Source organism: Nocardia sp. NBC_01388 (genome assembly GCF_045040085.1).
GTDB lineage: Bacteria > Actinomycetota > Actinomycetes > Mycobacteriales > Mycobacteriaceae > Nocardia.
This window is the reverse complement of sequence record NZ_CP109553.1, coordinates 1,961,854-1,977,007: the sequence shown is the minus strand read 5'-3', so window position 1 is coordinate 1,977,007 and position 15,154 is coordinate 1,961,854. Positions and strand designations below refer to the sequence as shown.

The 15,154-nt window shown below is 68.0% G+C and carries 18 protein-coding genes; 8 read left to right on the top strand and 10 right to left on the bottom strand.

Features of this window, described 5'->3' with window-relative positions:
• Nucleotides 1-40: 40 nt before the first annotated feature.
• Genes OG716_RS09215 through OG716_RS09200 form a run of 4 tightly spaced genes read right to left on the bottom strand, consistent with a single transcriptional unit; the run spans nt 41 to nt 4,783 of the window.
• Nucleotides 41-1,294 (bottom strand): glycosyltransferase, encoded by a 1,254-nt coding sequence (locus tag OG716_RS09215; RefSeq protein ID WP_405137236.1) that lies wholly within the window; start codon nt 1,292-1,294, stop codon nt 41-43.
• A complete protein-coding gene (locus tag OG716_RS09210; RefSeq protein WP_405137235.1) occupies nt 1,291-2,562 on the bottom strand; it encodes a condensation domain-containing protein in 1,272 nt (423 codons plus the stop codon). The genes OG716_RS09215 and OG716_RS09210 overlap by 4 nt, the downstream gene beginning before the upstream one ends.
• A gap of 11 nt (nt 2,563-2,573) precedes the next feature.
• Complete coding sequence (locus OG716_RS09205) at nt 2,574-3,782, bottom strand: GNAT family N-acetyltransferase (protein WP_405137234.1); 1,209 nt, start codon at nt 3,780-3,782, stop codon at nt 2,574-2,576.
• Complete coding sequence (locus OG716_RS09200; protein WP_405139597.1) at nt 3,779-4,783, bottom strand: LLM class flavin-dependent oxidoreductase; 1,005 nt, start codon at nt 4,781-4,783, stop codon at nt 3,779-3,781. The genes OG716_RS09205 and OG716_RS09200 overlap by 4 nt, the downstream gene beginning before the upstream one ends.
• Before the next feature lie 333 nt (nt 4,784-5,116).
• On the opposite strand from OG716_RS09200, the gene OG716_RS09195 reads away from it, so the two are divergent.
• A complete protein-coding gene (locus OG716_RS09195) occupies nt 5,117-5,920 on the top strand; it encodes an alpha/beta fold hydrolase (protein WP_405137233.1) in 804 nt (267 codons plus the stop codon).
• A gap of 24 nt (nt 5,921-5,944) precedes the next feature.
• On the opposite strand, the gene OG716_RS09190 is transcribed toward OG716_RS09195, so the two are convergent.
• From OG716_RS09190 to OG716_RS09175, 4 genes are all read right to left on the bottom strand, one after another.
• Nucleotides 5,945-6,334, bottom strand: a complete 390-nt coding sequence (locus OG716_RS09190; RefSeq protein ID WP_405137232.1) for a hypothetical protein — start codon at nt 6,332-6,334, stop codon at nt 5,945-5,947.
• 3 nt (nt 6,335-6,337) lie between these two features.
• Nucleotides 6,338-6,991, bottom strand: a complete 654-nt coding sequence (locus OG716_RS09185; protein WP_405137231.1) for a hypothetical protein — start codon at nt 6,989-6,991, stop codon at nt 6,338-6,340.
• 122 nt (nt 6,992-7,113) lie between these two features.
• The gene (locus OG716_RS09180; protein WP_405137230.1) at nt 7,114-7,941 is read right to left on the bottom strand and encodes an alpha/beta fold hydrolase; all 828 of its coding nucleotides are present in this window, start codon (nt 7,939-7,941) and stop codon (nt 7,114-7,116) included.
• A gap of 16 nt (nt 7,942-7,957) precedes the next feature.
• Nucleotides 7,958-8,569 (bottom strand): TetR family transcriptional regulator, encoded by a 612-nt coding sequence (locus tag OG716_RS09175; protein ID WP_405137229.1) that lies wholly within the window; start codon nt 8,567-8,569, stop codon nt 7,958-7,960.
• Between the two features lie 150 nt (nt 8,570-8,719).
• Between OG716_RS09175 and OG716_RS09170 the strand changes: the two genes are divergently transcribed.
• The 4 genes from OG716_RS09170 to OG716_RS09155 all read left to right on the top strand — a co-directional run bounded on the left by OG716_RS09170 (nt 8,720) and on the right by OG716_RS09155 (nt 11,468).
• On the top strand, nt 8,720-9,640 hold the full coding sequence (locus tag OG716_RS09170) for an NAD(P)H-dependent flavin oxidoreductase (RefSeq protein WP_405137228.1): 921 nt from the start codon (nt 8,720-8,722) through the stop codon (nt 9,638-9,640).
• A 14-nt stretch (nt 9,641-9,654) separates the two neighbouring features.
• On the top strand, nt 9,655-9,978 hold the full coding sequence (locus tag OG716_RS09165) for an AMP-binding protein (protein WP_405137227.1): 324 nt from the start codon (nt 9,655-9,657) through the stop codon (nt 9,976-9,978).
• 70 nt (nt 9,979-10,048) lie between these two features.
• A complete protein-coding gene (locus tag OG716_RS09160; RefSeq protein ID WP_405137226.1) occupies nt 10,049-10,276 on the top strand; it encodes a hypothetical protein in 228 nt (75 codons plus the stop codon).
• Between the two features lie 259 nt (nt 10,277-10,535).
• Nucleotides 10,536-11,468, top strand: a complete 933-nt coding sequence (locus OG716_RS09155; protein WP_405139595.1) for a S1C family serine protease — start codon at nt 10,536-10,538, stop codon at nt 11,466-11,468.
• 12 nt (nt 11,469-11,480) lie between these two features.
• On the opposite strand, the gene OG716_RS09150 is transcribed toward OG716_RS09155, so the two are convergent.
• Nucleotides 11,481-11,756: a helix-turn-helix transcriptional regulator gene (locus tag OG716_RS09150; protein ID WP_355121602.1), complete on the bottom strand. Its 276-nt coding sequence runs from the start codon at nt 11,754-11,756 to the stop codon at nt 11,481-11,483.
• Nucleotides 11,757-11,833: 77 nt separating this feature from the next.
• On the opposite strand from OG716_RS09150, the gene map reads away from it, so the two are divergent.
• The 3 genes from map to OG716_RS09135 all read left to right on the top strand — a co-directional run bounded on the left by map (nt 11,834) and on the right by OG716_RS09135 (nt 14,330).
• The gene (map, locus tag OG716_RS09145) at nt 11,834-12,601 is read left to right on the top strand and encodes a type I methionyl aminopeptidase (RefSeq protein WP_405137225.1); all 768 of its coding nucleotides are present in this window, start codon (nt 11,834-11,836) and stop codon (nt 12,599-12,601) included.
• 234 nt (nt 12,602-12,835) lie between these two features.
• Nucleotides 12,836-13,528 (top strand): hypothetical protein, encoded by a 693-nt coding sequence (locus OG716_RS09140; RefSeq protein WP_405137224.1) that lies wholly within the window; start codon nt 12,836-12,838, stop codon nt 13,526-13,528.
• A 106-nt stretch (nt 13,529-13,634) separates the two neighbouring features.
• A complete protein-coding gene (locus OG716_RS09135) occupies nt 13,635-14,330 on the top strand; it encodes a TetR/AcrR family transcriptional regulator (protein ID WP_405137223.1) in 696 nt (231 codons plus the stop codon).
• A gap of 15 nt (nt 14,331-14,345) precedes the next feature.
• On the opposite strand, the gene OG716_RS09130 is transcribed toward OG716_RS09135, so the two are convergent.
• Nucleotides 14,346-15,056 (bottom strand): glyoxalase, encoded by a 711-nt coding sequence (locus tag OG716_RS09130; RefSeq protein WP_405137222.1) that lies wholly within the window; start codon nt 15,054-15,056, stop codon nt 14,346-14,348.
• Between the last annotated feature and the right edge of the window lie 98 nt (nt 15,057-15,154).

The following is a 15,154-nucleotide window of genomic DNA, read 5'->3' as shown; positions in this document are numbered from 1 at the left end:
TCACTCATCAAGCCCTCCGAATATCGCCGAGCGCCCGCTGCTATTTCGGGTTCGAGACTGCGGTGAGCTGTGCCTCGATGATCTTCACCGCAGCACCGACACCGTCCTCCTCGGCGATGCGCGCGGCCAGCCGAGTCGCATTGTCGCGCAGACCGGTGTCGGTAGTCGCGATGCGGATAGCCGCGGCCAGGCGGTCCGCGGACAGTTTCGGATGGGGGATGGTCGCCGCGCTGACACCGAGTTCGGCCAGGCGCTTCGCCCAGAACGGCTGATCCGAATAGACCGGCACCGCGATCGCGGGTACCCCGGCGCGGATCCCCGCGGCCGTTGTGCCTGCGCCGCAGTGATGGACGACGGCCGACATGCGCGGGAACAGCCAATCATGCGGTACCTCGCCGATGGTCATCAGATCCTCGCCGCTCACCTCCAGCTGCAACCAGCCCGACTGGACTATCCCGCGCACCCCCGCCTGCCGCAGCGCATCGCCGACGATCTTCGATACCCGCGCACTGTGTTCAGCGCTGTCGACCATGCTGCCGAAGCCGACGAATACCGGCGGCGATCCCGCCTTCAGGAACTGCACCAGATCGGCGGGCGGCTCCCAGTCCGCAGGCCGGGGCGGCCACCAGTAGCCGGTCACCTCCAGGCCCGGCCGCCAATCCGCGGGCCGCGGCGCGACATTCGGCGAATAGCCGTGCAGCACCAGCCACTGCGCGGCGGTGCGGCGCCGGCGCAGTTCCCGCATGGAGACCTCCGGCAGACCCAGTTCGCGGCGGAAACCGGCGACCACCCCGCCGAAGACGCGGTCGATGATCCACGACCCGATACCGGCGGCCCACCGATTGCCGGTGGCGCCCAGGGAAACCGCGCCCATCGAGGCGGGCGGATGGTCGCCGGTCGAGGACATCGGCTGGAAGCGCAATCCGATGGCCGGAATGCCCTTGGCCTCCGCGAGCGCGAACCCCGCGAACTCGGTCAATTGGGCGAGCAGCAGTAGATCGGCGGGTTCATCGCGCAGCGCGGCGATCATGCCCTCCCCCATGCCCCGAACACCGCTGGGCGAGGCGAACTTCCACCCGGCCTTGCGCTTGTCGACATCGGGATCGGTCATATCGACGTCGACATTGGTCGCCATCTCCCGGAATTCGAGTCCGCACCCGGTGATCAGCTCGGCGAAGACCGCGTGCGCGGCCACCACCACCTCGTGCCCGGCCTCCCGCAGGCGCAGTCCGAGACCGGTCAGCGGTGCGATATCCCCGCGGCTGCCGATGCCGGCCATAATGATCCTGCTCATGCCACCTCCACCGTTTCCAGGATCGACAGCCACTGCGCCACAATCTCTTTCACCCGGTCGATGCCCATGCCACCGGCCGGCGAGTGCACCGAGTAGTGCACGCGGCGCACACCGTCGTTCTGGCTCGCGCCCAGGAACATGCTCAGGTCGAACACCGTCAGGCGCGCCTGTTCACGCGAGTGCGCGCCCGGAATCCACACCCCGACGTCACCGAGGAAATTGAAGTAGAACTTCGGGAAATTGAATTCGATGAGCCGCGACCAGCTTTCGGGGTGATGCCAGAACAGCAGGGTGAAGTCCTCCGGGTTCTTCGGGTAGGTGGCGATCGCATCGCGCATGCGGTCGCCATGACTGCCCGCCACCGGTCGCACCAGCCAGGGGTAGTCGTCCGAGAGCCAGGCGACGGTCCGGCTCAGGTCGGTGCCCGGGCGGAGCCGACTGTAGCGGCCGTGCTTCTGCACCTGCACGGGCCGCGCCACACCGGTGACGTCCTCGATGGCCAAACCCAGTGCCACCAGCAGGATCCGGGTGTAGGACGAGTCCAGCGCGACGGGCAGTTCGTCGAGCAGCCGTTCCGCGACCGCGCCTTCGATCACGCCGTCCAGGAACGCCGATTCCGGTGTGGCGGGGCGGTTCTCGATATTGGGTTCGCTATCGGAGGCGCCGACCCAGTAGTCCACATCCTCGGTGCGCGTCAGCGCGTACTCGTCCAGGAAGGCGGCCCAGTCCGAGCCGGTCGTCTGCTCCTGCGGCAGCGCGATGGTCTCCCCCGCTTCCCACTGCCGCACATAGGTCGCGACGTCGTCCCACATCACCCACATGGCGACGCCGTCGATGGCGATGTGATGGATGGTGAGCAGCAGAATATTGACATCCGCCGACCGGGTGAGCAGTGCCGCGGTCACCAGTTTGCCCGAGGGCGGATCGAGCCGCAGATTGCTCTTGGCGGTCTCCTCCTCCATCAATTGCGGCAGCATATTGTGGTCGAGGTTCTCGATATCGACGGTCCGCACATCGATTCGGGCGGTATCGATCACTCCACCGGAGGCGGGCTCGATGAGGCAGGCGGCCTCCATCCCGTAGCTGTAGCGGCTGCGCAGCGATTCGTGATTGTCGATGAGCGCATTGATCAGCTGCTGCGCCTGCTCCAGTCCCATGGAGACCGGAACGGGGCAGGGAATGGTGATTCCGAACAGGGCCGGATTCGGATCCCACATCAGGAACTTCTTGGCGGCGGCGGTCAGCCGCCCGGGGCGCAGGGTCGTCATGGGTGTCCTCGTCAGAAGGGAGTGATATTGAAGGGCCGCCGGGTCGGGGCCAGGGCCTGATCCAGGGCCGCGACCGCACCGGCGGTGAGTTCCTCGATCCGTCCGGCCCGGTGCAGCTCCAGGGGTGTGTGCGCGCCGAAGTAACTGCTGGCGAGCTCGACCGGGCCGAGGCGCAGATCCGCCTGCGCGTCACCGGAAGCCGGTTCCCAGCTGCCCGTGCCGTCGGTGATATCGAGGGTGAACAGCCCCGCGCTCATGCCGTATGGATCATCGACCCGGATCACACCGTGGAAGTCCGCCCGGTAGGTGCGCAGCCGGAAGGCCTTGGCGGCGTTCAGGATCCACATCCACACGCCGGTGTCGACGCCGGTCACCGCGGCGACCCGCGGATCCTCCAGCAGCAGCGGTGTCGGATCGTCCACCGCGGTGTCCATCAGGATCTCGTTGTACTCGCCGTGCCCCAGTAGACAGCGCAGCAGTTCGCGGTGCGCGGCCACGGTGAGTGCGCAGAAATCGCGCACCAGCACGGCATCGGCGACCAGATCGAACACCACGTAGCCGTCCGGGTGGACGATCACACACGAGTCGTCATCGAAGGTCGCGGGCCAGAAGAATTCCCCGCGACTGAGGGCCGCTGGATTCGCCTGCTGCCAGCGGTCGTAGATCTCCCGCAGGCGCGGTCGGGCCACGCTGGGGCGCAGCTCCCGCACCAGCGCCGAATCATCGCCGCCCGCACGCAGTTTCGCGCGCCGGCGGTCGATGCGCAGATGCCGGGTGTGGCTGGCCACCCCCACCGCGCCGTAATTGCCGCCCGGTCCCGGCATGGCGGCGAACACGTCGGCGCCGGTCTCCAGCGCGATGTACATCATCTCGGCCTGGATCTTCGAGTACAGCCCGCGCTTCTGATGGGTGGTGGCGACCATGCCCTGCGCGCAGGCCGCGACCTGCAACTGTGCGCCGCCGGGCACCGTGGTGCTCATGCGGATCACCGAGCCGGTGCCGACGATGAACGGTGCGTCCGGATCCGAAACATCCGCGGCCACAATGATATCGCTGAGCAGGAACTGCCTCTTCCAGCTGTCGAAGTCCCGGGTCCGCACCCCGCCGAAGGCGCGGGAGTAGCAGTCGCGCAGGGCATCCCAATCGTCCTCGCGGGCCCGGCGGATGATCAGGCCGTCGACGGCGAGGCCCTCCCGGTAGGACATGAGCTCGGAAATCACGCGGGCACGCCTTTCGTAGTGCGGGAATCGGTGTGTGCCGAGCCCTGCGCGGCCTCGATGCGGGGCAGCACCTCGTCACCGAGCAGCCGCAGGCAGGCCCAGCCCGCCTCCACCGGCAGGCCGCCGATGAGCGGGTTCACGATGATTTCGGTACGGCCACCGGCGATGTGGGCGAGCAGCTGCTCGGGGGTCAGGATTTCGGCGTATCCGTGCGCCCGCACCCGTTCGACGGAGTCCACCGAGGCCTCATTCGGGCGTGGCAGTCCGGCCCGGCGCCACGACCCGTATTCGCGGGCCTCATTGAGGATGTACGGCCCGAACTCCGTCCAGGCCGCATCCGGATTCTCGTGCAGCAGTGTGATTCTGCTGCCGGGTTCGGGGCGGTGCACAAAGCCCTGGTGGCCGTGCACCTCCAGCTCCCGCAGGTACAGCGCCTCGAGCGAGGGCATGGACATGGGCGGGGAGTAGGGCAGTCCGAACCGGGCGGCACGGCGGGCCGCCGCCGCGGTCATCCCACCGACGAACAGCAGCGGGTGCGGTCTCGTGCAGGGTTTGGGGGTGACGTTGATCAGGGTGCCGTTGTACTCGAACGGCGCATCCCCCCAGGCCGCCAGCATGACCTCGAGCGCGGTATCCATGAGCTGCCCGCGCTGAGCCCAGTCGCGGCCCATGGCGGCGTATTCCGCTGGCCGGTAACCCATTCCGGCGACGATGGCCAGCCGCCCACCCGAAAGGTTGTCCAGCACGGCAATGTCCTCGGCCAGCCGCACCGGGTCGTACAGCGGTATCAGCAGAGCGCTGATGCTCACCCCCGCCTGACGGGTGCGGGCCGCTATCGCCGCGGCCAGCAGCAGCGGAGACGGCAGCCAACCGGTACCGGAGAGATGATGTTCCTCGCAGCTGATGGCGGCGAACCCGTGCCGGTCGGCGTACTCGGCCATATCCAGCGCCGCCTGGTACCGCTGCTGATGCCCGGCGGCGGGTTCGTCGATATTGGTCATATTCAATCGGAGCGCGGTCACCACGGGCGACGTCGAATTCACCTCGCAAATATTGAATGCGCAGTGGCGCTTGGCAAACGCTCGAATACCCCAGTCACTAGCTCGCCGGCGGCGCGGTACCACCGGGCGGATATCCGCCGCCCGGTGGTACCACCGGCAGGGGCACCGTGTGCACCGGCGTACCTTCGCAATGCCGCCGCGGCGGCGCGCCCGACGCGGTTTCGACGCTGAAATTCCGCGAAAAGTGCTCTGCCGCGCGATGATTCCTAGGTATCGGCCCCGTCTGTACTGGTAAAGCCCCTCTTCAGTGTTCGCACACTAAGGATTCCCGCCATGAGCACCTCGACCGTGATCTCCAAGGACGGCACCGTCATCGCGTACGACAGGATCGGCAGTGGCCCCGCCGTCGTCCTCGTCGACGGTGCGTTCTGCTACCGCGATATGGGCCCGTGTACCGCTGTCGCGCAGGAACTCTCGGATCAGTACACCGTGTACACCTACGATCGGCGCGGGCGCGGCGAGAGCGGTGACACCCTGCCCTACGATCAACAGCGCGAGATCGAAGACCTTGCCGCCGTGACCGCCGAGGCTGGCGAGCCGGTCGCCCTGTGTACCTTCTCCTCGGGTGTCGGGCTGGTGCTGGCCGCGGTCGAGCACGGCCTCGCCGTCGGCAAGCTCGCTCTGTACGAATACCCGCTCATCACCGATGATTCCCGCAAGCCGGCCCCGCCCGGGTATCAGGATCACATCACCGAACTCATCGCCGCCGGCAAGCCCGGCGCCGCGATCAAATACTTCATGCACGCGGGCGTCGGCCTGCCGAGCGCGCTGGTCGCCCTGTTCCCGCTCATGCCCGGCTGGTCCAAGATGAAGAAGACGGCCTTCACCCTCACCTACGACCGCTACTTCATGCAGGATGTCCTCGACGGCCGTCCGATCCCGGCCGGGCGATACGACTATGTCTCCGTACCCACAACGGTTTTCGCCGGCTCCAAGAGCCCACAGTGGATGCGGCACGGCAATGTCGCGCTCGCCCACGCCATTCCCGGGGCGAACTACGTCGAGCTGCCCGGCCAGACCCACCAGGTGAAGGCGAGGCTCTTCACGCCCACTCTGAAGAAGTTCCTCGCGGCTTAGCGTCCCGGATCAGTATTCGACGGCTCAGTATTCGAGGGCGTCGACAGCCCCATCGGTGGTGGTGACGAGTGCGTCCTCGGCCTTGACGGGATGGCGGCGGGCCCACAGACCCGCCGTCAGCACCACCGCGGACGCGATCAGAATGTGCGCCGCGAGCAGCACCAGCATCGGCAGCACGAAACCCTCATCGGTGAGCGCGCCGCGCTCACCCACGCAGTACAGCGTGTAGTTGGTCGAGGTCCCCTCCGAGTCGTGCGTGGTGTCGGACACCACCATCGGCTCGGTGAAGGGGGCCGAACAGAACAGCGGCGCAGTGAGTTTCGCCTCCCCCGGCCAGATCGCGACCGGCACCACGGAGCTGAGGACACCCGCTCCGGCCGCGGTCGAGAACACGGTCACCAACAATCGGCTCATGGCTCACACCTGCCGCATTCGAAGAAACGCGCCCGTACGATCGAACTCCGCGACCACCTCCGACCGCGGCGACACCACATTCGCCACCATCCGGATCTCACTCCCGAACCGGCTCACCACGATCACCGTGACCTGCCCATCGGCCAGTGCACTACGCGCCAAGGCCGTATCCACAACCTCCTCGAGCCGCCCCAGACCAGTCACCTCACTCAGGCTGAAGCATTCGCCGTCGAGATCGTCGTACGCCGAAACCCGAACCGGCTGCGCAGAGCTGAGCGCACCGAGCATGTACGAATAGTCGTCGAGCTCCCGCGACCTCTCCGGATGACGAACCCGCACACGGACGGTGGGCGCACTGGCGGTCATGTCATCATGGTCGCCCAGAAACCTGCTCGCCTGTGCCGGTTGATCATTCAACACCAGCCGAAACTGCGTCGAACTCGGCGCCGTCAGCACCATGACATCGGCCTGCACCTCGGCATCCCTCAACCGCTGCGCCAGCGCGGTAGCCGCCCCCTGCGGCAACGCACTCACCAACCCGCCCCCACGCGTACGAATCTGCTGCTCGAAATCCGCACGATCCACCGCCCCGATACACCCACTCGTCCCGAGCACGGCCAGACACAGTGCGACTCGAAACCATCCAACCCCGCGCATACCCCGAATGCTAAAGCCGCACAGCCACACACGACCGACTACCAGAAGTCGTCCCCATGATCCCTTCATGATCGGCAACCGAACCGCATCCAGCAATCCGGGCGCAATCACACTTCGGTGCGTCAGCTCGCCGTGCGGATCGCGGTCGCGTGAGCGGTCCATTCGAGGATGGTTCGGGCCACCAACTCTGGGTTGTCGTACATCGGGACGTGGCCGACATCGGGCAGCGTGCGCCATGTCGCGGACGGGGCGTAGCGGCGCCAGTTTGCGGCGTAGTGGTCGGCGGGGAGGATGCGGTCCTCTTCGCTCCAGGCGATGAGGACCGGGATGCCGAGCATTCCGTAGGGCTCGTACTCGGTGGCGATCACCGATGGGAAGTCGTCGAGGGCGGTGCAGCACAGTGCGTTTCGGGCGGCGAGGACGGCCTGGTCGGCGGTGAGGCGGTCGCCGTGCTCGCAGACGGTGCGCAGCAGGGCGCGACGCAGCGAGGGCGGCCGCATGACCAGAGGTAGCACGGGTGCACCCAGTCGCTGCTGGGCGTGCATGATGCGGAAGATCCTCGGCACCCGAGTCTCGGTGGTGGACCAGGCCCCGGCGGGCGAGAGCGCGATCACGCTGCGCGCCCGGCCGCGCCGTGCGAGCTCCATGCCCAGCCAGCCGCCGAGCGAGTTCCCGGCAATGTGTGCGGTCTCGAATCCTGCCTCGTCCATGGTCTTTTCGAGCCAGTCGACGGCCTTGGCGATGGTGTACGGCCGCGGCAGATCCGGCATACCCGCGTGCCCGGCCATGGTCGGGGCGAAGACATCGTGATCGTCGAAGAGCAACGGCGCGACCGACTCCCAGCAGTGCCAGGAGCTGGTGCCACCGTGCAGCAGCAGGAGTGGTTCGCCGTTTCCGGCCCGCAGCGAGGTGGCCGAGCTGGGCGGGAGGCGATCATCGAGGTTCGTCATCATTGACGATTCCTTTCTAGGGCGGATCGAGCAGCGCCAGGCGCATAAGCTGCCCGAGCGAGCGCGCGGTGCGCTCGGGGGTGCCGGTGGACTGGACCAGATGGCTGAAGAGCAGGCGGACCAGGCTGTCGGCGAAGAACTCCAGATCGATGCCGGGGCGGAACCGGTCGCTCCAGTGCTCTTCCATGCGTTGCAGTGCGAGCTGGGCCGCGGCGGCCACGAACGGGCCGGATCCGGTGGTGATCATGGACAGCATCTCGTCCGGCGCCTCCGGCGCGGCGTGCAGCACCACCGCCGCCAGCGGATCCTCGGCAATCGTGCGCAGCACGAATTCGGCGATCGCCGTCACCGCCGCGACCGGATCGTCGATATTCTCCTCGAACACCGCCGCCGAACCGGCGAGGTAGCGTGAAGTGTTCTGCCACGACATCGCCTCCAGCACAGCGGCTTTGGAGCCGAACTCGTTGAACACCGTGCGCCTGCTCACCCCCGCCCGGGTGGCGATGTCGACCATTCGGACCGCATTCCAGCCGGTACTGCCCGCCAATTCGATGGCGGCGTCGACAATGCGCTGACGGGCCAGGGTGCGGGCGGCCGCGCGCAGGGAGGGCGTCTCGCTGCTTTTCACGATCCACATCCTTCCCTGCCGGCACGATCGCCCATCCCTTCGCCTCGCGGTTGACACCGGACCACCGCAACCTGGATAGTTGCACTCTACTTGATTCAGAGTGCACTTAACGCACTTTCATGTCAACAGGATGCACATTTCGGAGGATTCGTGGCACTACCCGCAGACTGGGCCGACCGGCTGACGCTCCCGCTGATCGCCGCCCCGATGACCGGCGTGTCCGGCCCGGAACTGGTGGCCACGGCCTGCCGAGGTGGCGTGATCGGCTCCTTCCCGACACACAATGCGGCGACTCCCGAGCTGCTCGACGAATGGCTGACCCGGATCGCCGCCGATCTGACGCCCGAGGCCGCGCCGATCGCACCCAATCTGGTGGTGCACCGCACCAATGCGCGCCTGACCGCCGACCTGGATCTGCTCATCGCGCACCGCATCGAACTGGTCATCACCAGTGTCGGCTCCCCCGCACCCGTCATCGAACCGCTGCACCGGGCGGGCTGCCGGGTCTTCGCCGATGTCGCGACCCTGCGCCATGCCGAACGCGCGCTGGCCGCGGGCGTGGACGGCCTGATCCTGCTCACCGCGGGCGCGGGCGGCCAGACCGGATCGGCCAATCCCTTCGCCTTCGTGCGCGCGGTCCGCGAAAGATTCAGCGGCCCCCTCGTGCTGGCCGGCGGCATCAGCGACGGCCACGCCCTGCTGGCCGCCCAGGCGCTGGGCGCGGACCTGGCCTATATGGGCACCGGATTCATCGCCACCCCGGAAAGCCTGGCGCGCGAGGACTATCAGGCCGCGGTCGTCGCCGCCACCCTCGATGATGTGCGCGAGACCGCGCACATCGGCGGATTGCCCGCCAACCTCCTCACCGAATGGCTGGACGCCCATGCCGCCCAGCAGGTTTCGGCGGGCGACTTCCAGACCGAGAGATTGCTCGGCGGGCAGACCGTGTGGAGCGCCGGGCATTCGGTCTCCGGTGTGCACGGCGTGATCCCGGCCGCCGAGGTCATCGCCCGCGTGCGCCGCGAGTACCACCGGGCTCGCGCCGCACTTCTCGAAACCGCCTGCAAGTGAACGGAACAACTGCCATGACGGATCAGAACTCACTGTGGGGCCCGGTCACCCGCCTGCTCGATCGGGCCTGCACCTACCACTCCGACCGCACCGCCCTGATCGCCGGTGACCGGTCGCTGACCTACACCGAGCCGCGGTCGGCGACCACTCGCATCGCCAATGGTCTACTCGCCCTGGGCATTACCCCGGGTGAGCGCGTGGGCCCGCTCATGCCGCACACCCTGGAGTTCGTTCCCACCCAGTACGGCATCTGGAAGTCGGGCGCGGTGCCCGTGCAGATGGCGGCGAAGGCGTCCGCCGACGACCACCGCTACTTCCTGACCGAATCCGGCACCTGATGCTCACCATCCGAAACTCGCTGCCGCAGAACTGTCCTCGCTGAGTACGGTGATCTACGCCGGTTCGCCCATGGCCCCGGAGAAACTGCGCGCCGCCATCGAGGCGCTCGGCCCGGTGTTCGTCCAGACCTACGCGGGCACCGAACCGGGCTTCCTGAGCTGCCTGCGCAAACAGGACCACGTGCTCGATGATCCCGCCGCCCTCGCGAGACTCGGCTCGGCGGGTCGCAGTCACAACGACATTGCGCCACCAGCGAACAGGGCGCCGTGCCGCCCATGTGCGGGCATCCTGGGATAAAGCACCGTAATCATGTAAGCGGGTGGTCGACGTGAGTGATGAACCAGCCCTCTCGCCTGCGGCGAGACCCGATGACGCCGGGCGCGAGCCCGTCCCCGGCACCGAGCCTTCAGAAAACGGGCGACACCCCGCCGAACCCGGCGTCGAAACGAACGCCGACGGGCGCGCCGGCCCTGTGGGGATTGCCCCGGAGAACGGCTCCGGCCCAGACGGAATCGGCGTGACGGGCGACAGATCCGCCACCGAGAACGGCGTGCGGATCAGCGGGGCGGCAGCCGAAGCCGCTGCACTCGATGCGTACTCACGGACGGTGATCGCGGTGGCCGCATCGGTGACACCCCACGTGGCGAGCGTGCAGACCCGGCGCGGTGGCGGCTCCGCGGTGGTGTTCACCGATGACGGCTCACTGCTGACCAATGCGCATGTGGTGGGGTCGGCCAAGAACGGGGTGGTCGTCTTCGCGGACGGCGTGGAGTCGAGATTCGATGTGGTGGGCGTGGATCCGCTCTCGGATCTGGCGGTGCTGCGGGTGCGCGGTGGTGCGCCGGCGGCGGTGTCGATGGGTGATGCCGACACCCTCGTGGTCGGGCAGCTGGTCGTGGCCGTGGGCAGTCCGCTGGGCCTGGCCGGATCGGTGACGGCGGGCGTGGTGAGTGCGCTCGGACGCTCGGTGCCGGTGGGCAACGGCCGGGCGGCGCGGGTGATCGAGGATGTGATCCAGACCGATGCCGCCTTGAATCCGGGCAATTCCGGTGGGGCGCTGGCGGATTCGGCGGGCCGGGTCGTCGGGATCAATACCGCCGTCGCGGGAATCGGCCTGGGGCTGGCGATTCCGATCAATGTCACCACGCGCCGGATCATCACCACCCTGCTGCACGAGGGCCGGGTGCGGCGGGCCTATCTCGGCATCGTCGGGGTGCCCGCTCCCCTGCCCGCGGGGGTTGCCGAACGCACCGGGCAGAGTGCCGGGCTGCGCATTGTGGAGGTGGTGCGCGGCGGCCCCGCCGACCAGGCCGGACTACGTCGCGGCGATCTCGTGCTGAGCGCCGCCCGCCGGGAAGTGCGTGACGCACAGGGCATTCAGCGCCAGCTGTTCGGTGATGCCATCGGCCGCGCCATGCCGGTCACGGTGCTGCGCAATGGCGCCATGGTCGATGTGATCGCCGTACCTGGGGAACTCACGGCCGACTGACCGCATCGGGGGTCAGGACGCGGTGCGCCGGGCGGTCTCGGGCAGCGCGGGCTGCCAGTTCTCGGCCAGCTCCTCCAGCGAGATACCGAGGGCACGACTGAGCGCGACCACCGTGCCGAAGGCCGGGGTCGGCATCCGCCCGGATTCGATTTTGCGCAGCGTCTCCGGCGAGATGCCCGCCGCCAGGGCCACCTCGGCGAGTTCACGCTCGGCCCGGGCGGTACGCAATGCGGCGCCCAGCCGGGAACCCGCCTGGACCTGGGCCGGAGTCAGGGGAAGTCGAACCATGCCCGCCACCCTACGGTTGGTATAAAAATACCGCAACCCGCTATGGTCGGTATTAAAATACCGATACGGAGGTTGTCATGGTGGAACTCAAGACCGCGGCGGAGATCACCCGCATGCGGGTGACCGGCGAATTCGTCGCCGCGGTACTCGCCGAGCTGCGCGCGAAGGCAGCGATCGGGGTGAACCTGCTGGAGCTGGAAGCCCATGTGCGCGAACGCATTCGCGAGCGCGGCGCTACCTCCTGCTACTGGGACTATGCGCCGCCCTTCGGCCGAGGCCCGTTCCGCAATACCGTCTGCCTGTCGGTGAACGACGCCGTCCTGCACGGCCTTCCGTTCGACTACGACCTGCGCGACGGTGATGTGCTCACCATGGACCTGGCCGTCGATATCGACGGCTGGGTCGCCGACTCGGCCACCACCGTCATTGTCGGCACGGCCGATCCGGCGGACGCACGACTGGTGCGCGCCACCGAAATCGCCCTCGACGCCGCCATTTCCGCGGCACAGCCCGGTAATCGCATCGGCGATATCTCCGCGGCCATCGCAGGGGTGGCACACGATCACGGCTACCGCGTGAACACCGAATTCGGCGGCCACGGCCTGGGCCGCACCATGCACGAGGACCCGCACGTCTCCAATTCCGGCCGCCCAGGCCGCGGCTACCCACTGCGCCCCGGTCTGACCATTGCCATCGAACCCTGGTTCGCCCGCACCACCGATCGGGTGATCACCGATCCGGACGGCTGGACCATTCGCTCCGCCGACGGCTCCCGCACCGCACACTCCGAGCACACCATCGCCATTACCGCCGACGGTCCGGAGATCCTCACCCGCACTGCTTGAATCCTTGCAGAGCGCCCGCAATAATGCCGCCGTGTTCGATACACGGTGGCATTGCTGTCTCAAATAGCCCTCTCACCTCGAACTTTGAATACCCGCTTGACCAGGGAATGTGATCCAGCTAACGTTCCGGTCACTAAGCGCCCGCTTAGTACATTCCAGTGACTGGCGACACAGCTTCGTGCTGTCGCCCGGTTCGGCACCTGACTTCAGGTGGAGCTCATGAGAAGGACAAAGATGAGGAAGATCGCCGCCACCTCCGCGCTGCTGATCGGCACCGCCGTCATCGGTTGTGGAACGGCTCATGCCGCCCCCGCCCCCATCGCACCCGTGAACTACACCGCGAAGACCCTCGACAATGCGGCGCTGATCTCCACCGACAACGGCTCCCTGGTTGTCGAGGACGGGGCGCTGAAGATCAAGGCGGCCGACGGCAGCACCGTCGCGGGCACCGAATTGTCTTTTCGCGTCGATGATTTCGTCTTCCCCGTCGCGGCCGATATCTCCGGCCGCACCGCCACCCTCACCCCGCAGTTCGATCTCGCGCACGCCGTCTACCAGCCGGTGGCGTTTGTGCTCGACGATGCCGGCCAGCGCGAAGCCCTCGCGTGGCAGCGCCTGACGAGCACCATTCTCGCCGGTGCGGCGGTCGGGACCGCGATCGGCGGCATCGGCGGCGGCGCTATCGGCTGTGTGCTCGGCGGTGCGGCCGCCGGGGCCGGGGCCACCCTCGCCACCGGCATTATCGGCGGCCTGTTCTCCTTCCTGCCCGCCGCCGCGGTCGGCTGCATCGCGGGCGCCGCGGCACTGGGCGCCCTGGGCACTCTTGTGGGCACCCTGCTGGTCACCGCACCGGTCATGCTGGCCGCGGCGGCGCAGTACTTCACGACCATCAACGCGCCGCTGCCCGCTCCGCGCCCGGCCAGCTGAGGCATCGGCCGGTGAACGCATGGAGCACGCCCGGCGACCACGATCCCGGGCGTGCTCCGCGACGGCCGCCGCGCACCCGAAACCCGCTCCGCGCGATAATATTTCGATGGGTACAGACCACACACCGCCGGCCGACGCAGTTCCGGTCACCGGCGCCGGCCACCCGCCCGGCGGCGACGCGACGCTGGCCACCGCGCTGGCGAGCTTCGAGCCTTCCGAGCGCCGCTATCCGGAAGGGCAGCGCCGGGTCTTCCTCGCCGCCATCGAAGCCTTCTCCGAACGCGGTTTCCACGCCACCACCACCCGCGATATCGCCGCCCGTGCCGACCTCAGCCCCGCCGGGCTGTATGTGCACTTCCGATCGAAAGAGGATGTGCTGCACCGCATTTCCCTGTCCTCCATGCGGCTCACCGAACAGGTCGCCGCCACCGCCGCCGGTCGGGCGGGCAGTGTCGCGGACCGCCTGGCCGCGACCGTGCACGACCTCACGGTCTGGCACGCCGAGCACAACGCCCCCGTGCGTGTGGTGCTGCATCATCTGACCGACCTCACCCCCGAGCACCACGCCGAGGTCGTCGCCGTCCAGTACGCCATCTATCGCGTGATTCGCGATCTGGTCGCCGAGGGTGCGGCGGCGGGCGAGTTCGATACCACCGATCCCGGCTCGACCGCCCTGGCCCTGCTCTCCCTCTGTGTCGACACGGCCCGCTGGTATCGGCCCGGCTACCGCCGCACCCCCGAGCAGATCGGCGCCGATTACGCCGCCGTCGCCCGGCGCATGGTCGCCGCCCACCCCACCTGAGCCGGCGGCGCGGCGCTACCGCGCCAGCCAGCGCTGCAGTTCGGCGACAACGTCCAACTCGGCGACGACCACCGCGCGGTCGCCCGCCGACAGATCGATCGACTCGATCTCCGCGATCAATCGCTTCACCCGCACCGAATCATCGGCTGCCGCCGCGATTTCGGCGAGCATGGCCAGCGCGCGAGCGCGATCCACAGCGGCAGCGGTCACAGCGTGCCTGCGCAGACCGGTTTCGACGACCCGCGCTGCGGCGGCATCGTCATTTTTGGAGTCGCGCAACACCCGGGCATTGTCCAGCACTCGCGCCAGGCCCTCGAGTTGCTTCGAACCGCCGTAGTCCGGATCGGGTTCATCGCGCTGGATATAGATGACGGAATTGCCGACCGGATCCACCACGGTGAACCGGGTCTGCCCCGGCCGGAAGCGCGTGATGCGCGGAATACCGCGCGCCGGGATCCTGCCGTAGCGCGCCCGCAGCGCCGCGGTGAATTCGGTGTGCCAGGGCGCCACCTCATCGACGAGCACCAGGCATCCGATATTCGCCTGCTGCGCGTCCAGGTCCTTCGGCGTGGGACCGAAGTGCAGATCGAACCCGCTGCGGTGCACTGCCCCATAGGTATACGGCCGCGTCTGTTCGTAGGTGACCGTATATCCGAGCGTGCGATAGAAGTCGAGCGTCTCCGGTAGGTTCCCGCCCCAGAGCATCGGAACCGACGTTGCTGCCATGGAAAATCCCTCCCGCGGTCGTCGCCGACCAGCCTAGGAGCCCGCGGCGACACGCGCCTATAACCCGTCAGCGGATCTGCCGCCGTCCTCGCCACCGG